Source organism: Ensifer sp. ENS02 (assembly GCF_014851885.1).
Lineage (GTDB): Bacteria > Pseudomonadota > Alphaproteobacteria > Rhizobiales > Rhizobiaceae > Ensifer > Ensifer adhaerens.
The window spans coordinates 25,587-46,652 of the sequence record NZ_JACVAO010000002.1; the positions used below are offsets into that span (position 1 = coordinate 25,587).

At 63.7% G+C, this 21,066-nt stretch carries 20 protein-coding genes; 12 read left to right on the forward strand and 8 right to left on the reverse strand.

From position 1 onward, the window contains the following. Positions 1-29: 29 nt before the first annotated feature. The 5 genes from IB262_RS04600 to IB262_RS04620 form a co-directional block, all read right to left on the reverse strand. On the reverse strand, positions 30-1,481 hold the full coding sequence (locus tag IB262_RS04600) for a GGDEF domain-containing protein (protein ID WP_112976608.1): 1,452 nt from the start codon (positions 1,479-1,481) through the stop codon (positions 30-32). A 132-nt stretch (positions 1,482-1,613) separates the two neighbouring features. Further along, complete coding sequence (locus tag IB262_RS04605; protein WP_060522219.1) at positions 1,614-2,105, reverse strand: GNAT family N-acetyltransferase; 492 nt, start codon at positions 2,103-2,105, stop codon at positions 1,614-1,616. Between the two features lie 87 nt (positions 2,106-2,192). Beyond that, the gene (gatA, locus tag IB262_RS04610; protein ID WP_060583558.1) at positions 2,193-3,674 is read right to left on the reverse strand and encodes an Asp-tRNA(Asn)/Glu-tRNA(Gln) amidotransferase subunit GatA; all 1,482 of its coding nucleotides are present in this window, start codon (positions 3,672-3,674) and stop codon (positions 2,193-2,195) included. Between the two features lie 50 nt (positions 3,675-3,724). Continuing rightward, positions 3,725-4,012 carry an Asp-tRNA(Asn)/Glu-tRNA(Gln) amidotransferase subunit GatC gene (gatC, locus tag IB262_RS04615; protein WP_034795408.1) on the reverse strand — a complete coding sequence of 96 codons (288 nt, stop codon included), beginning with the start codon at positions 4,010-4,012 and terminating at the stop codon, positions 3,725-3,727. 109 nt (positions 4,013-4,121) lie between these two features. Then, positions 4,122-4,826, reverse strand: coding sequence for a metal-dependent hydrolase (locus IB262_RS04620; RefSeq protein WP_034795392.1), 705 nt, complete (start codon positions 4,824-4,826; stop codon positions 4,122-4,124). Positions 4,827-4,907: 81 nt separating this feature from the next. On the opposite strand from IB262_RS04620, the gene ruvX reads away from it, so the two are divergent. Next, positions 4,908-5,393 carry a Holliday junction resolvase RuvX gene (gene ruvX / locus IB262_RS04625; RefSeq protein WP_034795390.1) on the forward strand — a complete coding sequence of 162 codons (486 nt, stop codon included), beginning with the start codon at positions 4,908-4,910 and terminating at the stop codon, positions 5,391-5,393. On the opposite strand, the gene IB262_RS04630 is transcribed toward ruvX, so the two are convergent. After that, positions 5,339-5,680, reverse strand: coding sequence for a DUF6105 family protein (locus IB262_RS04630; RefSeq protein WP_112976609.1), 342 nt, complete (start codon positions 5,678-5,680; stop codon positions 5,339-5,341). The two genes, ruvX and IB262_RS04630, sit on opposite strands and share 55 nt — an antisense overlap. Further along, the gene (locus tag IB262_RS04635; protein ID WP_089045732.1) at positions 5,677-5,817 is read right to left on the reverse strand and encodes a hypothetical protein; all 141 of its coding nucleotides are present in this window, start codon (positions 5,815-5,817) and stop codon (positions 5,677-5,679) included. The genes IB262_RS04630 and IB262_RS04635 overlap by 4 nt, the downstream gene beginning before the upstream one ends. Positions 5,818-6,058: 241 nt before the next feature. Here IB262_RS04635 and IB262_RS04640 point away from each other — a divergent pair, with 241 nt between their 5' ends. Continuing rightward, positions 6,059-6,994: an AEC family transporter gene (locus tag IB262_RS04640; protein WP_060583557.1), complete on the forward strand. Its 936-nt coding sequence runs from the start codon at positions 6,059-6,061 to the stop codon at positions 6,992-6,994. A gap of 25 nt (positions 6,995-7,019) precedes the next feature. Here the strand turns inward: IB262_RS04640 and IB262_RS04645 are convergent, their stop codons facing one another. Continuing rightward, positions 7,020-8,672 carry an acyl-CoA dehydrogenase family protein gene (locus IB262_RS04645; protein WP_034795383.1) on the reverse strand — a complete coding sequence of 551 codons (1,653 nt, stop codon included), beginning with the start codon at positions 8,670-8,672 and terminating at the stop codon, positions 7,020-7,022. 157 nt (positions 8,673-8,829) lie between these two features. On the opposite strand from IB262_RS04645, the gene IB262_RS04650 reads away from it, so the two are divergent. The 10 genes from IB262_RS04650 (at position 8,830) to rpmG (ending at position 20,763) form a co-directional block, all read left to right on the forward strand. Beyond that, complete coding sequence (locus IB262_RS04650) at positions 8,830-9,771, forward strand: aspartate carbamoyltransferase catalytic subunit (protein ID WP_034795379.1); 942 nt, start codon at positions 8,830-8,832, stop codon at positions 9,769-9,771. Next, a complete protein-coding gene (locus tag IB262_RS04655; protein ID WP_090294505.1) occupies positions 9,768-11,060 on the forward strand; it encodes a dihydroorotase in 1,293 nt (430 codons plus the stop codon). The genes IB262_RS04650 and IB262_RS04655 overlap by 4 nt, the downstream gene beginning before the upstream one ends. Positions 11,061-11,090: 30 nt before the next feature. After that, positions 11,091-11,702, forward strand: a complete 612-nt coding sequence (gene plsY / locus IB262_RS04660) for a glycerol-3-phosphate 1-O-acyltransferase PlsY (protein ID WP_034795374.1) — start codon at positions 11,091-11,093, stop codon at positions 11,700-11,702. Beyond that, complete coding sequence (gene dprA / locus IB262_RS04665) at positions 11,702-12,850, forward strand: DNA-processing protein DprA (protein WP_112976611.1); 1,149 nt, start codon at positions 11,702-11,704, stop codon at positions 12,848-12,850. The genes plsY and dprA overlap by 1 nt, the downstream gene beginning before the upstream one ends. A gap of 229 nt (positions 12,851-13,079) precedes the next feature. Further along, positions 13,080-15,746, forward strand: coding sequence for a type I DNA topoisomerase (gene topA, locus IB262_RS04670; protein WP_112976618.1), 2,667 nt, complete (start codon positions 13,080-13,082; stop codon positions 15,744-15,746). 2 nt (positions 15,747-15,748) lie between these two features. Then, positions 15,749-18,121 carry a ribonuclease R gene (gene rnr, locus IB262_RS04675; protein WP_112976612.1) on the forward strand — a complete coding sequence of 791 codons (2,373 nt, stop codon included), beginning with the start codon at positions 15,749-15,751 and terminating at the stop codon, positions 18,119-18,121. 26 nt (positions 18,122-18,147) lie between these two features. After that, a complete protein-coding gene (locus tag IB262_RS04680) occupies positions 18,148-18,603 on the forward strand; it encodes a DUF983 domain-containing protein (protein ID WP_034795645.1) in 456 nt (151 codons plus the stop codon). Then, positions 18,600-19,304, forward strand: coding sequence for an NUDIX hydrolase (locus IB262_RS04685; protein ID WP_060583546.1), 705 nt, complete (start codon positions 18,600-18,602; stop codon positions 19,302-19,304). The genes IB262_RS04680 and IB262_RS04685 overlap by 4 nt, the downstream gene beginning before the upstream one ends. 13 nt (positions 19,305-19,317) lie before the next feature. Then, complete coding sequence (locus IB262_RS04690; RefSeq protein WP_034795359.1) at positions 19,318-20,502, forward strand: MFS transporter; 1,185 nt, start codon at positions 19,318-19,320, stop codon at positions 20,500-20,502. 93 nt (positions 20,503-20,595) lie between these two features. After that, positions 20,596-20,763 carry a 50S ribosomal protein L33 gene (gene rpmG, locus IB262_RS04695; protein WP_034795357.1) on the forward strand — a complete coding sequence of 56 codons (168 nt, stop codon included), beginning with the start codon at positions 20,596-20,598 and terminating at the stop codon, positions 20,761-20,763. Positions 20,764-21,066 lie beyond the last annotated feature (303 nt).

Below are 21,066 nucleotides of genomic sequence, written 5' to 3' on the forward strand. Positions count from 1 at the left end.
GATGCGCACTTTACTTTACGGAAAGCGACTTACGTCGCGTGAGCGCTCGACGGGGCAGCGCATTGCACGCGGTCGCGGCCCGCAGCCTTCGCCTGGTAGAGCGCGCGGTCGGCCGCAAGCAGCAGGCCGTCGAGACCGGTGTCGCGGGTCATGACTTCGGCAGCGCCGATGCTGATGGTGACGGCGATCCTTCCGCCCTGCTCCAGATCGATATGGAGCGCGCGCACGGCCTCGAGCAGTCGCTCGGCGACCTTGAGCGCATCAGTCGGGGATTGCCGAACCAGCACAACGGCAAACTCTTCGCCGCCAAGCCGACCGACGAGATCCTCAAAACGCAGCGTCCCGCGAACGGCGCCTGCGACCGAGACCAGCACCTGATCGCCGACGGCGTGACCATAGGTGTCATTGATCGCCTTGAAGCGGTCGATGTCGAGCATCATTACCACGGTCCCGCCTTTTCGGGCGACCGGCGCTGCGATCAGCGCGGCCGCGCGCGCCATGAAGGTCGCGCGCGCCAGGCACTGGGTCAAAAAATCATAATCGACCGCATGGGACAGGCGCCCAATCAGCGCCCGTCGTGCGGCATCGACGCTGGCGACCGCCAGCGGGCAGAGCGCAAGAAGGGTCGTCCCCAGCCGGGTGGAGGTGAGCGTCTCCTCGGCAACGCCGCTGACGCCGAGATGCAGGGCGCCGGAGGCAACGGCAATCTGCGTCAACACACAGACGATCGCCGTCAGGATCGTCACCGGGAACAAGCCATAGCTGAGCGCGCACCACAAGAGTGCCGGCACCGGGAAAGCGAAAGCGCCTGGGCCGCCGATGACGAGCGCCGCAGCGCAGGACAAGACCAGGGAGACGAACGGCCAGACGGTTGCAGAAGCAGAGGCCGTTGAAACCGTCATTCTCGTGGCACGGGATCGCAAACCGTCGTCAGGAAGCGGCGCTGCCAGGAACACCGGGAGCAGAACCACATAATTGACCAGCTCGGTGGTGAGCCAGGCGACGAATGCGTCCGCGACGGGTTTGCCGAAGGACAGGTGAACCGCGACCGCTCCGACGAGCGAGGCGCCCGTCGCCGCCAGGGAGGAGGCAGCGAACATGTAAAGGACCGAGCGCGCCCGGCGCAGGTGCCGATGCTCCGGCGAAAAGCGGCGATAGAGCAGGAAGCCGATGACGACGCCGACCAAGTTGGCCGCATTCAACGCCGCGGCTTCATAGAGATCCGCGCCGGTCACCAGGTCCGCAAGAACGTAGGCCAATGCCGCCGTCAGCCATCCAGCCGGGCTGGCGAGCGACGGTCTTCTGATGAGCAGGCCGAGCAGGATCGCATTTGCCGGCCAGATCGAAGCCAGCATGCCGACCGGGCGACTCAAGATGCCGAGCACGCAGGCGGTGAAAACGATCACGCCCAGGCCGGCAAGCCAAAACGAATGGTGGAAAGGTCTCAGAACCAACGGTCGCGGAACCGTTTTATCCAGCATCTGCAACAAGCGCCCCCCTTGCGGTGCCCCACCACCACGTCATACCCCATAATATTTCATGGGCCTAATGAATGCGGTGTGAATAGGCCAGCCGGATTTGCGCGTGGCTGCCATGCATGGGGTGGCGGGGTGTCAGTGATCCGGGCTTTGCTCCAGAGATTTGCTCAGACCGATGAAGGCAACGTCGCTGTCGAGTTGCGGCGCATAGGCGGTCGACAGCCAACTCACGCCATAACCGTGATTGCGGAAGAAGCGCACGGCGCGGTCGTTGCGCGCGTGCGTCTTGGTGGTGGCCGCGTCGAATCCGTCCGCAGCAATACGACGCTCGATCTCAGCAAGCAGCAGCCCGCCGAAGCCCCTGCCCTGGAGCTGCGGCTCGATCCACAGATCGGAGATCGCATTGTCGAAGTTCTCGCACGCCACCCAACCGCAGATGGCGCCCTCGCCTTCGACGAGCAAAACGGAAAGCCAGTGATCGAACAGAAAACGGAGAAATGCGGCCTCGGCCACGCGCCGCATCTTTTCGCCATCGGCGAGGCCCGCAATTGCCGACTGCCAGGATCTAAGGCCGATTTCGGCCAGCCGGTCGACGTCGCCGGCGCGGGCATGGCGGATGACGGGCATGACGCGGTCTCCTTCCGCGACAAGAGTGGCTTTCAATGCAACCGAAGAAGAAAGGGCGGTACCTCGTCGGTACCGCCCCTCAAGAGATTACCACCACTTGGTGGGTGTGAAGCGGCCGGCCGCCTGTTCGATCACATGCGCCGTCTTGAACAGCGTCTCTTCCTCGAACGGCTTGCCGATCAGCTGCAGGCCAAGCGGCAGGCCCTTGTGGTCGAGACCGCCGGGAACGGCGATACCGGGAAGGCCGGCCATGTTCACCGTTACCGTGAAGATGTCGTTGAGGTACATCTTGACCGGATCGGATGCCAGATCCTCGTCGGCGATGCCGAAGGCAGACGACGGCGTCGCCGGCGTCAGGATGGCGTCAACGCCGGCATGGAACGCCAGTTCGAAGTCGCGCTTGATCAGGGTGCGCACCTTCTGCGCCTGCAGATAGTAGGCATCGTAGTAGCCGGCCGAAAGCACGTAGGTGCCGATCATGATGCGGCGCTTGACTTCGTGACCGAAGCCGGCGGCGCGCGTCTTTTCGTACATGTCGACGATGTCCTTGCCGTCGACGCGCAGGCCGTAGCGAACGCCGTCATAGCGGGCAAGGTTCGAGGAGGCCTCGGCCGGAGCGACGATGTAGTAGGCCGGCAGCGCGTATTTCGTGTGCGGCAGGGTGATGTCGACGATCTCGGCACCGGCTTCCTTCAGCCAGGCAATGCCCTGCTGCCAGAGCGCTTCGATCTCTTCCGGCATGCCATCGACGCGGTATTCACGCGGAATGCCGATCTTCATGCCCTTGATCGACTTGCCGATCGCGGCTTCGTAATCCGGCACCGGCAGATCGACCGAGGTCGTGTCCTTGGCGTCGACGCTTGCCATCGACTTCAGGAGGATCGCGGCATCGCGCACGTCACGGGCGATCGGGCCTGCCTGGTCGAGCGACGAGGCGAAAGCGACGGTGCCCCAGCGCGAGCAGCGACCATAGGTCGGCTTGATGCCGACGGTGCCGGTGAAGGCTGCCGGCTGGCGGATGGAGCCGCCGGTATCGGTGGCGGTCGCGCCGGCGCAGAGATGCGCGGCAACGGCTGCGGCGGAACCACCGGAGGAGCCACCCGGCACGAGATCCAGATTGGAGCCCTTGGCGCGCCACGGGTTCTTGACCGCGCCGTAGTAGGAGGTCTCGTTCGACGAGCCCATGGCGAACTCGTCCATGTTCAGCTTGCCGAGCATGACGGCGCCGTCGCTCCAGAGGTTCTGGGTCACGGTCGATTCGTAGCGCGGCGCGAAACCGTCGAGGATGTGGCTGCAGGCCTGGGTGTGCACGCCTTCGGTGGCGAAGAGGTCCTTGATGCCGAGCGGGATGCCTTCGAGCGCACCGGCCTTGCCGGCGGCGATACGCGCATCCGAGGCCTTGGCCATCTCTCGTGCCTTTTCGGGCGTGACGGCGATGTAGGCGTTGATCGCCTCATTGGCGGCATCGATCGCGCCGAGATAGGCATCGGTCAGTTCGACGGCGGTGATGTCCTTCGCGGCGAGCTTGGTGCGGGCTTCGGCAATCGTCAGGCTGGTAAGGTCGGTCATGGTAAAATCTGGCTTTCGCAATCAGAAACGTCGGGGCGGCTGGCGGGAGATTACTCGACCACCTTCGGAACGAGGAAGAAATTGCGATCGGAATTCGGCGCATTGGCAACGATGTCGTCGGCCTTGTTGCCGTCCGATACGGTGTCCGTCCGCTTCTTCATATCCATCGGCGTGACCGAGGTCATCGGCTCGACGCCATCGACATTCACTTCGGAGAGCTGCTCGACGAAACCGAGGATGCCATTGAGCTCACCCATCATCCGTTCGGCTTCTTCTTCGCTGACGGCGATACGGGCAAGGCGCGCGACGCGCTTCACGGTGGCAAGGTCTACGGACATGATCGTCTCCGGTAACTGGAACTTCCCCCGCTATAATGGCGCAGGGCGAGCCACGCAACGGGGGAATTGCCGGAGGACCGGGCCTCTCGTCAAAAGGCCCGGCGCAACATCAGATCTCGACGACGCCGCCGACGTGCGGCGTCGCCACCTTGGTCGACGCGCTTTCCATGCCGGCAACGAAGGTTTCCGGGGTCTGGTCGATGATCGGGAACGAGCCGTAATGGCAGGGGATGGCTGTCGAGAACTTGAAGAAGCGCTGGCAGGCCAGGGCCGCAACCGCCCCGCCCATGGTGAAACGATCGCCAATCGGCACGATGCCGATCTCCGGCTGATGCAGCTCGTTGATCAGCGCCATGTCGGAGAAGATGTCCGTATCACCCATGTGATAGAGCGTCGGCTCGTCCTCGAAATGCAGCACCAGGCCGTTGGCATTGCCGAGCGAGTGCGAGACGCCGTCCTCGGTCAGCTGCGCCGACGAATGCAGCGCGTTGACGAAGGTCGTCGAGAAACTACCGAGATTGATCGTGCCGCCGGTGTTCCCCATTTCCAGCGCCTTGACGCCATGCCGGCCGAGCCAGGCGGCAAGGTCGGCATTGGCAACGACCGTCGCGCCCGTCTCCTTGGCGATCGCAATGGTATCGCCGACATGGTCGCCGTGACCATGGGTCAGGAGAATGTGGGTGAGCCCGGCGGTCGCGTCCCGGCGCTCCTCGTCGCGGAACGCCGGATTGCCGGTAAAGAAGGGGTCGATCAGGATTTTGGACTTTGCCGTTTCGATGTGAAAGGCGGCATGGCCGAGCCATTTGATCTTCATGACGATCTCCCTGATGATTTGTCTGTCGCAACAGCATATGGATCAGACAACTCTCCGCGCAAAGATCGAATCGACAATCCCATGGCAATTCTCACCATCGAAGAACTCGCAGCCCAGCTACAGCCGAACCAGGCGATTGCAGGCCTCGACCTCGGCACGAAAACGATCGGCCTCTCGGTCTCCGATCTCGGTCGCCGCTTTGCGACCCCGCGCGAGGTGATCCGTCGGGTCAAGTTCGGCGTGGACGCGGAGGCGCTGCTGTCGGCAGCGACGAAAGAAAAGATCGCGGCCTTCGTCATCGGCCTGCCCGTCAATATGGACGGCAGCGAGGGGCCGCGCTGTCAGGCGACCCGCGCCTTCGTGCGCAACATGGAACAGAAAACGCCCCTGCCCTTCGCCTTCTGGGATGAACGGCTTTCGACCGTCGCGGCCGAGCGGGTGCTGATCGAGATGGACGTGTCACGACGCAAGCGGGCCGAACGCATCGATTCGGCCGCGGCCTCGTTCATTCTTCAGGGCGCGCTCGACAGGCTGGCGTCGCTGGCAAGAGACGGCCTCTCTGACTGAGGGGCCACGGCACCGAAGCGGCGACGATACCACGCCGCGATCTGGCGGCGCTTGCGAAAGCCGACGATGGCGAAAACGATCAGGCTGTCGACGACGATCGCGCGGGCTACGAGCGGCGGAATGGTTTCCGGCGGGATGCCGAGGACATTGCCGTAGATCTGGAACACCAGATCATGGGTTTGGCGCGTCAGCATAAAGAAGCCGAAGCTCATGTCGTAGTACGACAGGCCATACCAGGAGCCCAGCAGCAGGATCGGCCCGCCCCAAAGGATCAGAAACCACTTCATGCGGCTCCCCTTTCCGAGATCTGCCGAAAGACAACTGGGTAAATCGCGCGGTCAGCCAGCACGACGGCCACAAGAACCATCGCGGGAACTGCGATATCTAGCGCCAGTCCGGCAAAAAACATCATCATGATGATCATAAGACCAGTTCTCACCGAACCGCTCCATTCCGGAATCCATTAAAATGCCGGATCAATCTCCGCCCTTGCGGCGACCCGCGCAACGTAAACCATTTGTTAAGGTTAATTTTCACAGGGCAGTCCGGTCGCGGATCCTTGAAGGCGGGACACTCCCGTTTGATCGCCGCCTCGTGCCACTAGCGCATTCCGGTCGGCGATGATTTGAGGTAGCGATAGACGTCCCGCACGCAGGCCCTCCCCCATGACCGTCGTCTTTGAAAGCATCCTTCCCGTCTTCCTCCTGGTTCTGCTTGGCGCCTGGCTCAAGCGTTCGACCTTGATCGATCAGGGTCTTTGGCTCGGGCTCGAGCAATTCGGCTACTTCATCCTTTTCCCGTCGCTGTTGTTTTCGACGCTCGCCCAGGCCGATTTTGCCGGATTGAAGGCCGATGCGACGGCTATAGCTACGATCGGCAGCGTCAGTTTGATGTCGGTCTTCGTGCTGCTGTTGTGGCCGATGCTGCGGAACCGCCAGGTATCAGGTGCGTCCTTCACCTCGGTCTTCCAGACGGCGACACGCTGGAATGGGTTCATGGCGCTGGCGATCGCGCAGAAACTCTATGGCCCGATCGGCCTGACACTGACCGCCCTGGTGATGACGCTCGTGATCATCCCGATCAATCTCTACAATATCGGTGTTCTCGTCTGGTTCGGTGGTGGCAATCGCGACTTCCGCCGCTTCTTCGCCAAGATCGTCTCCAATCCGCTGATCGTCGCCTCGGTGCTCGGTATTCTCGTCAACATGATCGGATTGAAGATCTACGGCCCAGTGATGGCCACGATCGATATGCTGGCAAGCGCCTCGCTCAGCCTCGGCCTGGTGATGGTCGGTGCGGGCCTGCGGGCATCCGATGCGCTGAAGCCCAGCAGGACGGCGTTGCTCGCGGTCTTCCTCAAGCTGATCGTGATGCCGGTCTTCATGGTGAGCGCGAGCTACCTGCTCGGCATTCGCGGCGATGCTCTGCTGGTCATCGCGCTCGGCGCGGCCGTGCCGACCGCGATGAACGGCTATCTACTGGCCAAGCAGATGGATGGCGACGCCGAACTCTATGCGGCGGTCGCGACCGTCCAGACGGTCGTTTCGTTCTTCACGATACCGCTCGTGCTCTGGCTGACGGCTTACGCCGCAGGGGGCTGACGGCTTACGCCGGACGTCCTGCGGCTCAGGCCGCAGGGGGATAGAGAAGGTCCAGGATGTAGGCGGAATCGAAGCGCGAATCGAGCATGCCGTAGGTCGAGCGCCACCCGGCAGCCAGGCGCGATTCGAGGAAGGCGTCGGCAATGCGACCGGCACCGAGACGGTAGAGCTCGGCGGCAGCGGCCGCGAGCGCCAGTTGCTCGACCAGCATGCGGGCCGCACCCTCATCACGCTCGCACAGCGACATGGCCGCCCGCAGCACGTCGATCGTCTTGCGACCGGACGGGCCGAGATCGCGGGCCAGCACGACGAAGAGCTGCTCGAACAGATCCTTGCCCTTGGCGAGAACCCGCAGCACATCCAGCGCCATGACGTTACCGGAGCCTTCCCAGATGGCATTCACAGGCGCTTCGCGGTAGTGGCGCGCCAGTGCCCGCTCTTCCACATAGCCGTTGCCGCCGAGGCACTCCATCGCCTCATAGATCAGAGCCGGCGCGATCTTGCAGGCCCAGTATTTCGCAACCGGCGTCATGATCCGCGCGTAAGCCGCGTCTTCCACGCTGCTGCGCGCCTTGTCGAAGGCTTCGGCCAGGCGGAACGAAAGTGCGCTTGCCGCGGCAACGTCGAGCGCCATGTCGGCGAGCACCCGCGTCATCATCGGCTGGCTGACGAGCGGCTTGCCGAAAACCTTGCGGCCGCGCGTATGATGTACGGCTTCGGCAAGCGAGGCGCGCATCATGCCGGCGGAAGCGAGCGCGCAGTCGAGCCGCGTCAGCGTCACCATGTCGAGGATCGTGCGGAGGCCGGCATCCGGCGCGCCGAGAATGAAACCGAACGTGTCTGAGAACTCGACCTCGGAAGACGCATTGGAGCGGTTGCCGAGCTTGTCCTTCAGCCGCTGGAACCGCAGGCCGTTGGCGCTGCCGTCTTCCAGGAGCCTCGGCACCAGGAAGCAGGCAAGCCCTTCGCGGGTCTGCGCCAGCATGACGAAAGCGTCGCTCATCGGCGCCGACATGAACCACTTGTGGCCATTCAGCCGATAGATGCCCTCGCCCACCCGTTCGGCCGTCGAAGTGTTGGCGCGCACGTCGGTGCCGCCCTGCTTCTCGGTCATGCCCATGCCGACGGTGACGGCCGACTTCTGCATCCACGGACGGTTGGTGGAATCGTACTTTCGCGACAGGATCTTCGGCGCCCACTCCTTCTGCACCGCCGGCGACGCAGTGATCGCTGCCAGCGATGCACTGGTCATCGTCAGCGGGCAGAGATGACCGCATTCGAGCTGCGCCGTCAGATAGAAGCGGATCGCCCGCGTCTTGTGCGACTGGCTGCGCTCGTCCGGCAGATTTTCCCAGGCGGACGCGTGCAGGCCCGAGGACATCGAGCGGCGCATCAGCGCATGCCAGGCCGGGTGGAACTCGACGACATCGAGACGCTCGCCGCGCGGCCCGTGGGTCTTCAGCTTCGGCGGACCTTCGTTCGCCATGCGCGCCAGTTCCTGGGCCTCCGGCGAGGTGACGTAGCGGCCGAGCACGTCGAACTCATCGCGCAGCGTCTTGCTCATGCCCGATGTGATGTCGACCACCAGCGGATCGGAGCGATAGGCGTTGACACCGGACCAGGGCTTGGGCTGGTTGAGCTCGGCGAGTTTCTGTTCAGTCCGGTTCATCTGATTCATGGGCCGGTTCTAGCGCAAGTTTCTCGACCACGGAACGGGGCGAAGAAAAGATAGGATCGCCGTTGCAAGTTTTCTGCGGACTGAACCGCGCAAGCCTTGCCGTGCCGGGGACCAGGTCTTATAGAGCGACCACATTTCCAGAGCGCAAGGGCGGCCCATGATCACTTTCCCGCATCGCCACCTGCTCGGCATCAAGGGGCTCACGGAGCAGGATATCACCTATCTGCTCGATCGCGCCGATGAAGCCGTCCAAATCTCCCGTCAAAGAGAAAAGAAGACGTCGACGCTTCGGGGTCTGACGCAGATCAACCTCTTCTTCGAGGCCTCGACCCGCACGCAATCTTCCTTCGAACTTGCCGGCAAACGCCTTGGCGCCGACGTGATGAACATGTCGGTCGGCAATTCCTCGGTGAAGAAGGGCGAAACGTTGATCGACACGGCGATGACGCTGAACGCCATGCACCCGGACGTTCTGGTCGTGCGCCACTCCTCGGCCGGTGCCGCAGCCCTTCTCGCACAAAAGGTCTCCTGCTCCGTCGTCAACGCGGGCGACGGCCAGCACGAGCACCCGACGCAGGCGCTACTCGACGCGCTGACGATCCGCCGCGCCAAGGGCAAGCTCTCGCGCATCATCGTGGCGATCTGCGGCGACGTGCTTCACTCGCGCGTTGCGCGCTCCAACATCCTGCTCCTGAACCAGATGGGCGCACGGGTTCGGGTCGTCGCACCGGCGACGCTGCTTCCCTCCGGGATCGCCGACATGGGCGTCGAAGTCTACCACTCGATGGCCGAGGGCCTGAAGGATGCCGATGTCGTCATGATGCTGCGCCTGCAGCGCGAGCGCATGGCCGGGTCCTTCGTGCCGTCTGTACGCGAATACTTCCACTACTACGGGCTCGATGCGGAAAAGCTGAAGGCAGCCAAGGCGGATGCGCTTGTCATGCATCCCGGGCCGATGAACCGCGGCGTCGAGATCGCCTCGGAAATCGCCGACGGGCCGCAGAGCGTGATCGAACAGCAGGTTGAGATGGGCGTTGCCGTGCGCATGGCGGTTATGGAAACGCTGCTTCTCTCGCAGAACCAGGGGCCGCGCACATGACCAGACCACTCGTTCTGAAGAACCTTCGCATCGTCGATCCCTCGCGCAATCTCGATGAAGTCGGCACTGTTATCGTCGGCGACGACGGCCTTATCCTTGCTGCCGGTGCCGATGCCCAGAACCAGGGCGCGCCGGATGGCGCCTTCGTCAAGGACTGCGCCGGCCTCACCGCCGTTCCGGGCCTCGTCGATGCCCGCGTCTTCGTCGGCGAACCGGGAAGCGAACACCGCGAGACCTTCGAGTCCGCATCGCGGGCCGCCGCTGCCGGCGGCGTCACCACCTTCATCGCCATGCCGGAGACCGACCCTGTCATCGACGACATCGCGCTCGTCGAGTATGTGAAGAAAACGGCGCGCGACAAGGCGCTGGTCAACGTACACCCGGCCGCAGCGCTGACCAAGGGTCTTGCCGGCGAAGAGATGACCGAGTTCGGCCTGCTTCGCGAAGCGGGTGCTGTCTGCTTCACCAATGGTCGTCGCTCGATTCACGACACGCTGGTCCTGCGCCGCGCCATGACCTATGCGCGCGAATTCGGCGCCGTCATCTCCCTTGAGACGCGCGACAAGTATCTCGGTGCCAACGGCGTCATGCACGAGGGCCTGCTTGCAAGCTGGCTCGGCCTTTCCGGGATCCCGCGCGAAGCGGAGATCATTCCGCTCGAGCGCGACCTGCGCATCGCCGGACTGACGCGTGCCGCCTATCACGCCGCCCAGATCTCGGTTCCCGAATCGGCCGCCGCGATCCGTACCGCACGCGAGCGTGGCGCCAACGTCACCTGCGGCGTGTCGATCAACAATCTCGCGCTCAATGAGAACGACATCGGCGAATACCGGACATTCTTCAAGCTTTCGCCGCCGCTGCGCAGCGAGGACGACCGCGTCGGGATGGCCGAGGCACTGGCCGACGGCACGATCGATATCATCGTCTCCTCGCACGACCCGCAGGACGTCGACACCAAGCGGCTGCCCTTTGCCGATGCTGCCGATGGGGCGATCGGCCTGGAAACGCTGGCCGCGGCCGCGCTTCGCCTGCATCACAGCGGCCAGGTTCCGCTGATGCGCCTGATCGATGCGATGTCGACGCGGCCGGCGGCGATCTTCGGTCTCGACGCCGGTACGCTGAAACCCGGCGCCAAGGCCGATATCACCGTCCTCGATCTCGACGAGCCTTGGGTGCTTTACGAAGAGGCGATCGTTTCTCGCTCCAAGAATACGCCGTTTGAAAATGCGCGCTTTACCGGGCGGGTCGTGCAAACCTATGTTGCCGGCAAGCTGGTGCATTCGGCCTAAGCCGAAAGCGGTCGCGCGGGAGGGGAACCGGTGGATCTATTGTCCTGGCAGCTTGGGCTGCCCTTTACGCTCTTAAGCCTTGCCTTCGGCTATCTCCTTGGCTCGATCCCGTTCGGACTGATCCTGACGCGCATGGCCGGGCTCGGCGACGTGCGCAAGATCGGCTCCGGCAATATCGGCGCGACCAATGTGCTGCGAACCGGCAACAAGAAGCTTGCTGCCGCAACGCTGTTGCTCGATGCCCTGAAAGGCTCCGCCGCAGCGTTCATCGCATCCTACTGGGGCGTCGAGGCGGGAATCGCCGCGGGCTTTGCCGCCTTCATTGGCCATCTCTACCCGGTCTGGCTTGGCTTCAAGGGCGGCAAGGGTGTCGCCACCTATATCGGCGTCCTGCTCGGCCTTGCTCCCCTCATGGTGCTTGCCTTCGCGGTCATCTGGCTCGGCATGGCGAAAATCAGCCGCTACTCCTCATTGTCCGCCCTGGTTGCAACGGCTATCATTCCGGTTCTACTTTACGCGGCAGGCAACGAGAAGGTCGCCCTCCTCTTTACCGCCATGACGGTCATCACCTGGGTGAAGCACCGCGCCAACATTCGGCGGCTGCTCGCCGGCACGGAAAGCAAGATCGGAGACAAGGGATAATGTCTGAGGCCAGCGCAGGACGAAACGGAGTGGCGCTGACCGAACGACAGAAGATATCCTGGCTCCGGTTGATCCGCAGCGACAATGTCGGCCCCATCGCCTTCCGCGACCTGATCAACCATTTCGGCACCGCGGAAAATGCGCTCGACGCCTTGCCTGAACTGTCGCGGCGCGGTGGAACCAGGCAGACCTATCGTGTGGCTTCTGTAAGCGAGGTCGAACGGGAACTCGAAGCTGCCCGACGCCATGGCGCTGTCTTCATCGGCATCGGCGAAGCAGCCTACCCCTCGGCACTCAGGCAGATCGACGGTGCTCCCCCTCTGCTCGCGATGAAAGGCGATCTCAGCGCGGCTGGCCGCCCGTCGCTCGGCATTGTCGGCTCGCGCAACGCGTCGGTCAGCGGCGCAAAGTTTGCGGCGATGATTGCGTGCGACGCCGGCCGCGCCGGTTATGTCGTGACCTCAGGTCTTGCGCGCGGCATCGATACGGCCGCCCACCGCGCCAGCCTTGATACCGGCACGATCGCTGCCCTTGCCGGCGGTCTCGACCGTCCCTATCCGCCCGAGAACGTCGGCCTGCTCGAAGAAATCACGGCCGGTCGGGGCCTCGCGATCAGCGAAATGCCTTTCGGCTGGGAGCCACGGGCGCGCGACTTTCCGCGCCGCAACCGGCTGATCGCCGGCATCAGCCTCGGCGTTGCGATCGTCGAGGCCGCGCACCGCTCCGGCTCGCTCATCACCGCGCGCTACGCCGCCGATTTCGGCCGGCTCGTTTTTGCGGTTCCCGGCTCGCCGCTCGATCCGCGCTGCCATGGCACCAACGATCTCCTGAAACAGGGCGCGATCGTCACGACCGGCCCGGGTGACGTGATCGAGGCGCTGGCGCCACTCAGCCAGCTGGAGCTGCCGCTGCCGGGCGTGCGGGAACCGGATGGTCAGGCGCGGGTTGGTGTTCCGGCGAGCGCGAGCGACGGCGACCGCGCCGCGGTCAGCACCGCGCTCGGCCCGACGCCGGTCGAGATCGACGATATCGTCCGCCACACCGGGCTTTCGCCGGCTCAGGTCTATCTGCTTCTGCTGGAACTTGATCTGGCCGGTCGGCTTGATCGCCATGCTGGCGGCCTCGTGTCGCTCGCGACGCCCGAATGATGACAAGCCACAGCCACAGGCGGGCACGCCAGCGGGACCAATCACACGTTTCAGATCGCAGATTCCGCGTGTTTCCGCATGGTTCGCCCACTGGCTTCTCTTCGTTATTTTGGGCGAACCCCCTTGACCCCGTTCGAATCCCTGTCCATTTCGGGGCGTCGATATCAGGCGAAGTACGGCGCAAACGGCGCTGACGCCGAACCAGGACCGGTTGTCTCAGAAAATGACGATGAATGTTGTAGTGGTGGAATCGCCTTCCAAGGCAAAGACGATCAACAAGTACCTGGGCCCCGGCTACAAGGTACTGGCTTCGTTTGGTCACGTGCGCGACCTGCCGGCGAAGGACGGTTCGGTCCGTCCCGACGAAGACTTCGAGATGTCCTGGGAAGTCGACAGTGCCTCGGCGAAACGCATGAAGGACATCGCCGACGCGGTCAAATCCGCCGACGGCCTCATTCTCGCAACCGACCCGGATCGCGAAGGTGAAGCGATTTCCTGGCATGTGCTTGACCTTCTGAAGAAGAAGAAGGTGCTCGGCGACAAGCCGGTCAAGCGCGTGGCCTTCAACGCCATCACCAAAAAGGCCGTTCTCGAAGCAATCGCTCATCCGCGCGACATCGACACCTCGCTGGTCGACGCTTACCTGGCGCGCCGCGCACTCGACTATCTCGTCGGTTTCAACCTCTCGCCGGTGCTCTGGCGCAAGCTGCCGGGCGCCCGCTCGGCTGGCCGCGTGCAGTCGGTGACGCTGCGCCTCGTCTGCGATCGTGAAAACGAGATCGAGCGCTTCATCTCCGAGGAGTACTGGAACATCTCGGCGCTCTTGAAGACGCTGCGCGGGGACGAGTTCGAGGCGCGTCTCGTTTCGGCCGATGGCAAGCGTCTTGCGCCGAAGGCTGTCGGCAACGGCGAAGAAGCAAATCGTCTCAAGACCCTGCTCGATGGCGCCGCCTATGTGGTCGATAGCATCGAAGCAAAGCCGGTCAAGCGCAACCCGTCGCCGCCTTTCACCACCTCGACACTGCAGCAGGCCGCCTCCTCCAAGCTCGGCTTCTCCGCTTCGCGCACCATGCAGGTCGCGCAGAAGCTCTATGAAGGCGTCGACATCGGCGGCGAGACGGTCGGTTTGATCACCTATATGCGTACCGACGGCGTGCAGATGGCGCCGGAAGCGATCGAAGCCTCGCGCCTTGCGATCGCCAGCCAGTTCGGCGACCGCTATCTACCGGAAAAGCCGCGCTTCTATTCGACCAAGGCGAAGAATGCCCAGGAAGCGCACGAGGCCATCCGCCCGACCGATTTCAACCGGACGCCGGACCAGGTTCGCCGTTTCCTCGATGGCGACATGCTCAGGCTCTACGACCTCGTCTGGAAGCGCGGCATCGCCAGCCAGATGGCATCGGCCGAGATCGAGCGTACGACCGCGGAAATCACTGCGGACAATGGCGGCCAGAAGGCCGGTCTGCGCGCCACCGGCTCGGTTATCCGCTTCGACGGCTTCATCGCTGCCTATACGGATGCCAAGGAAGACGGCGAACAGACTGATGACGGCGACGAGGATGGCCGCCTGCCGGAGATCAATGCGCGCGAAAACCTCGCCAAGCAGAAGATCAATGCCTCGCAGCATTTCACTGAGCCGCCGCCGCGCTATTCCGAAGCAAGCCTGATCAAGAAGATGGAAGAGCTCGGCATCGGCCGTCCCTCCACCTATGCCGCCACCGTCACGACCCTGCTCGATCGCGACTACATCACCAACGACAAGCGCAAGCTCATCCCCCAGGCCAAGGGACGGCTGGTGACGGCGTTCCTGGAAAGCTTCTTCACACGCTATGTCGGCTACGACTTCACCGCGTCGCTCGAAGAAAAGCTCGACCAGGTCTCCGCCGGCGAGGTCAACTGGAAAGACGTGCTTCGCGACTTCTGGAAGGATTTCTTCGCCCAGATCGAGGAAACCAAGGAACTGCGCGTCACGAACGTGCTCGACGCGCTGAACGAGGAACTGGCGCCGCTGGTCTTCCCCAAGCGCGAAGACGGCGGCGATCCGCGCATCTGCCAGGTCTGCGGCACCGGCAAGCTGTCGCTGAAGCTCGGCAAGTACGGCGCCTTCGTCGGCTGCTCGAACTATCCGGAGTGCAACTTCACCCGCCAGCTTTCCTCCGACAGCAACGGCGAGGAGGCGGCGGTCTCGAACGAACCGCAGGCGCTCGGCAAGGATCCGCATACCGGCGAGGAAATCACGCTCAGGAGCGGCCGCTTCGGCCCCTATGTCCAGCGTGGCGACGGCAAGGAAGCCAAGCGCTCGAGCCTGCCTAAGGGCTGGACGCCGTCGACGATCGACCACGAGAAGGCGGTCGCGCTGCTGTCGCTGCCGCGCGATATCGGTGCCCATCCGGAATCCGGCAAGATGATCTCAACCGGGCTTGGCCGCTACGGACCGTTCGTGCTGCACGACGGCACTTATGCCAACCTCGAATCGATCGAAGACGTCTTCTCGATCGGCCTCAATCGCGCCGTCTCGGTTCTCGCCGACAAGCAGTCGAAGGCCGGGGCCGGCCGGGGCCGCACCGCTGCCGCGTCGCTCAAAGAACTCGGTGACCATCCCGACGGTGGCCCGATCACCGTTCGTGACGGCCGTTACGGCCCCTATGTCAACTGGGGCAAGGTCAACGCCACCCTGCCGAAGGGCAAGGATCCGCAGTCGGTAACGGTCGAGGAGGCACTTGTGCTGATCTCGGAGCGTGCTGCCAAGGGCGGAACGGCCAAGGGGAAGGCGACCAAGGCCAAGACGACCAAGGCAGCGGCGAAGTCCGAGGACGGCGCCAAGGCGACCAAGGCTAAGGCCAAGGCGCCCGCCAAGAGCAAAACAAAGACGGCCGCCAAGGCCAAGAAGGACTGATCTTGACCAGAATACCGCGCGACCCGACCAAACAGTCCGGCAAGAGAAGCCAGGGCAAGAAGCCTGCTCGCGCGGCAAAGGCCGGATCGGCCCAGCCAAGCGAACCGATCATCCACGGCGCGGTCCCGCCGCGTGACGTGCTGATGCGCTTCATCGCTGAAAACCCGGACCGCGCCTCCAAGCGCGAAATCGCCAAGGCTTTCGGCCTGAAGGGCGAGACCCGTGTCGAACTCAAGGCCCTGCTGAAGTCGCTGGAAGTCGACGGCCTGGTCGAAAAGAAGCGCAAGTCGCTGGTGCGTCCGGGCGCCCTGCCCCCGGTGACCGTGCTCGACATCACCATCCGCGATGTCGATGGCGAGCTGATCGGCCGCCCGGCCGAATGGCTCGACGACGACGGCGTCGCACCGGCGGTGCTGATCAAGCAATCCGCCGTCGCCAAGGGCAAGGGCAAGGCTCCGGTCGGCGGTCTCGGCGACCGCGTTCTCGCCAAGATCTTCCCGGCCAAGGAACGGGGCGGCCCGGCCTATACGGCGCGCATCATCAAGGTGCTGGACAAGCGCAAGGATGCCGTGCTCGGCGTTTTCCGCTCGACGCCCGGCGGCGGTGGCCGCCTGATGCCGATCGAAAAGCGCGGCGAGGAAATACTTGTTGATCCGGAGTTCACGGGCAACGCTGAGGACGGCGATCTGGTCGAGGTGCAGCTGTCGCGTCTCGGCCGTTACGGTCTGCCGCGCGCGCAGGTGCAGACCGTCATAGGTTCGGTCGCCTCGGAGAAAGCGATCTCGATGATCGCCATCCATGCCCACGGCATTCCCCACGTTTTCCCGGAACGGGTGATCGAGGAGGCGAACGCCGCAGGCCCCGCCACCATGGCGCACCGCGAGGACTGGCGCACGCTGCCGCTGATCACCATCGATCCGGCCGACGCCAAGGACCATGACGACGCCGTTTATGCGGAGCCGGATCCATCCGAGGACAATCCCGGCGGCGTCATCGTCACGGTGGCGATTGCCGACGTCTCCTACTACGTGCGTCCGAAGTCCGCTCTGGACCTTGAAGCGCTGAAGCGCGGCAACTCGGTCTACTTTCCCGATCGGGTCGTGCCAATGCTGCCCGAGCGCATCTCCAACGACCTCTGCTCGCTCAAGGAAGGCGTCGATCGCCCGGCGCTTGCCGTGCGCATGCGCTTCTCCAAGGAAGGCCGGAAGGCCGGCCATACCTTCCATCGCATCATGATGAAGAGTGCGGCAAAGCTCTCCTACCAGCAGGCGCAGGCAGCGATCGACGGCAATCCGGACGACAAGACCGGGCCGATCCTCGAGACGATCCTGAAGCCACTCTGGGAAGGCTATCGCATCCTCACGCGCGGCCGCGACCGGCGCCAGCCGCTCGAGCTCAACATGCCCGAGCGCAAAATCATCCTGAAACCCGACGGTACGGTCGACCGTGTCTTCGTTCCCGAACGCCTCGACGCGCACAAGCTGATCGAGGAAATGATGATCCAGGCGAACGTTGCCGCCGCCGAGACGCTGGAGCAGAAGCGCCAGGTGCTGATCTACCGCGTCCACGACCAGCCCTCGCTTGCCAAGCAGGAAAGCCTGCGCGAATTCCTGGCGACTCTCGACATCTCGCTCGTCAAGGGCGGGAACATGCGCTCGAACCACTTCAACGGCATTCTCGCCAAGGCCGAAGGCAAGCCCTTCGAGACCATGGTCAACGAGATGGTGCTGCGCTCGCAGAGCCAGGCGATCTACAGCCCCGAGAACATCGGGCACTTCGGCCTCAACCTTTTGAAGTACGCGCATTTCACGTCTCCAATCCGGCGCTATGCCGACCTGATCGTGCACCGGGCGCTGGTTGCCTCGCTCGGCCTTGGCGAAGGCGGGCTGACACCGCAGGAAGAGGCCGTACTCGACGACATCGCCGCCGAGATCTCGACTTTCGAGCGCCGTGCCATGGCGGCCGAGCGCGACACGGTCGACCGACTGATCGCGCATCATCTCAACGGTCGCGTCGGGGAGGAATTCGACGGCCGCGTTTCCGGTGTCACCAAGGCGGGACTCTTTGTCACCCTGCCGGCCTATGGCGCCGACGGCTTCGTTCCGATATCAACACTTGGACGCGACTACTTCATCTACGATGAGGCGCATCAGGCGCTTTCCGGCGAGAAGACTGGGCTCGGCTATCGCCTGGGCGATCCGGTACGTGTCAAGCTCGTCGAGGCCGTGCCGCTTGCGGGTGCGCTCCGCTTCGAGATGATCAGCGAAGGACGCAAGATGCCGACGGCAACGCGCTCCTTCCACAAGTCCGGTCGCAGGGATCGCACCGGCGCCCGGAAGAAGCCGGGAACACGGCCGCCGCGCGGCCGGCGATAGGGTCCCGATAGGACAGAGGAATGCACATGAAAGCGGCGTCAGGCGAAACACTTCATCTGGGCGGGTCCAAAAGCGACGAGCGCTCCGTTGGTCTTTCGATGAAGCGCGGCTTTCTCGGCCGCTGTCCAGCGTGCGGCAGCGGCAAGCTGTTTCGCAGCTACCTCAAGTCGGTTGAGACGTGCGCGGCCTGCGGCGAGCGCATGGACCACCACCGCGCCGACGACTTCCCGCCCTATATCGTCGTCACGATCGTCGGCCACCTCGTGCTTGCCGGCTACATGGCGACCGACCTCATCCTTCCGCTCAACAGCTGGCAGCATCTCGCCATCTGGGCACCGATCACCGTCATCAGTTCGCTGGCGCTGCTGCAGCCTGTAAAAGGCGCCGTCATCGGCCTGCAATGGGCGCTGAAGATGCATGGCTTCGGCGGACACGAAGATGCGCCTGAGGACGTGTTGCCCCCGAGAGACGAACGGGCATGAGGCCGGCGCGGGAGACGGGCAACGAACCCAAGCCTCCGCGTCCCGCGACCATGCGGCCCCGGGATGCCGCTTCGATCATGCTGCTCGATCGCGTTGGCGGCCGCGTGCGTGTGCTTATGGGGCGGCGCCACAGTGCGCACGCCTTCATGCCGGATCTCTATGTGTTCCCCGGCGGACGCCGCGATACCGGCGATCATCGAATTGGCTTCGGCTCCGATCTCCATCCCTCCGTCCTGCGAACGCTGAAGGTGGCCGGCGCGCGCGGACTGTCGGATGCCCGGGCGCGCGCGCTCGCGCTTGCCGCCCTGCGTGAACTTTACGAGGAAGCCGGCATCGCCATAGGCGCGCCGCTTCCTTCGGCCGAAGCTCCCGTTCCCTTTCTTCCCGATCTTGCAAAGTTGCGCTATATGGCTCGGGCCATCACCCCTCCAGGCAACACGAGGCGGTTCGATACGCGCTTCTTCGCCGTGTTCGCCGACGAGGCCGAAATCGATCCCACGCGGTTCCTGGACAGTCGGGAGCTTCAGGATTTGCAGTGGATCGATGTGAACGTTACTCCGTCGCTACGGATACCTGACATCACCGCGGTCATCCTCGCGGACCTCAGGAACGGACTGGACGCCGATCCTTCGCTGCCCTGCGAACGACCGGTTCCACTCTATACCTCGCGCCATGGGCGCTTCGTGCGCACATTGCTCTAAGGATCCGCGTCAGATGTCACAGCCATCGCCCGGTACGGCTGCACCGGTTGAGGAAATTCACTGGCGGTCGCTGATCGCGGCCGTTGCTGCCATCAGCGCGGTCGGCATCGCCATCGGCCTCGGCCTGCCGCTGCTATCCATCATCATGGAGAAGCGCGGAATTTCCTCGACCCTCATCGGCTTGAATTCCGCCATGGCGGGCCTGGCATCGATGGTGGCTGCCCCCTTCACGACGAAGTTCGCCCACCGGCATGGCGTAGCGCCAACGATGCTCTGGGCCGTGCTGATCGCGGCCACCAGCGCGCTCGGCTTCTATTACATCACCAATTTCTGGCTCTGGTTCCCGCTCCGAATCGTCTTCCACGGGGCGATCACCGTCCTGTTCATTCTTTCCGAGTTCTGGATCAACGCGACGGCCCCGCCGAGCAAGCGCGGTTTCGTGCTGGGGATCTACGGCACATTCCTGTCGCTTGGGTTCCTGACCGGCCCGCTGCTGTTTTCAATCCTCGGCAGCGAAGGCCTCCTGCCCTTCCTCGTCGGCGCCGGCGTCATCCTCTTGGCATCCGTGCCGATTTTCCTCGCGCGCGACGAAAGCCCCGTCATCGACGAGAAGCCCGAGCGGCATTTCCTGCGCTACGTCTTCCTCGTGCCCACGGCGACGGCTGCCGTCTTCATCTTCGGCGCGGTCGAATCAGGCGGCCTCTCGCTGTTCCTCATCTTCGGGACGCGGTCCGGTTTCAGCGAATCGCAGGCAGCGCTTCTGCTAACGGTCATGGGGGTCGGCAATTTCATCTTCCAGATCCCGGTCGGCATGCTCTCCGACAGGGTCAAAGACCGGCGCACACTGCTCTCGGCGATGACGCTGATCGGTCTTATCGGCGCGCTGTTCCTGCCGCTGTTGGTCGAGAGCTGGTTCCTGATGGCAATCGTGCTGTTGTTCTGGGGCGGCTGTGTCTCCGGCCTCTACACGGTCGGCCTCAGCCACCTGGGCTCACGGCTTCAGGGCGCGGATCTCGCCGCCGCCAACGCGGCCTTCGTGTTTTCCTACGCCGTCGGTACCGTCGCTGGACCGCAGGCGATCGGCGCGGCAATGGACGCCACCGGCAACAACGGTTTTGCCTGGGCGATCGCCGGCTTTTTCGGTCTCTATGTCGCGCTTTCGGTGGTCAGGATCGTTTTGAAACCAAAACGGTCTTGACTTTTCGGCCGCGATTTGTAGTTTCGCGCCAACCTTGCCCGTGGCCCGCAACCGGTTGTCCACGGCTTTCATTGTTACAAAGGCAGGACGACCATGGCAAAAGCCACCACCATCAAGATCAAGCTGCTTTCGACAGCCGACACGGGTTTCTTCTACGTCACGACCAAGAACAGCCGTACGATGACGGAAAAGATGACGAAGACCAAGTACGACCCGGTCGTCAAGAAGCACGTCGAATTCAAGGAAACCAAGATCAAGTAAGATCGCCGGTTTTCGGGAATTGAAGGGCGCCGACCGCAAGGTCAGGCGCCCTTTCCTTTTAGGCCAATGCCTTGAGCATCTCGCGTAGGCGCTGAGTGAAACGGGTTCCACGCCAGGGGGAGGAAACGGCTCGCCCGCCCCTGCTATTCCCCCAGAATCAAAACGCCGCCCCGAAGGCGGGACGGCGTGTCGGAAAGGGGGTCGGCTGGCCTCTGACTGCGGCACGAGGATTCCGCGGACGCCAAAAGCCAACCGACCGACCCCACGACCCAGGAGATGCGGCGGACCTGAGCATCATGGGGT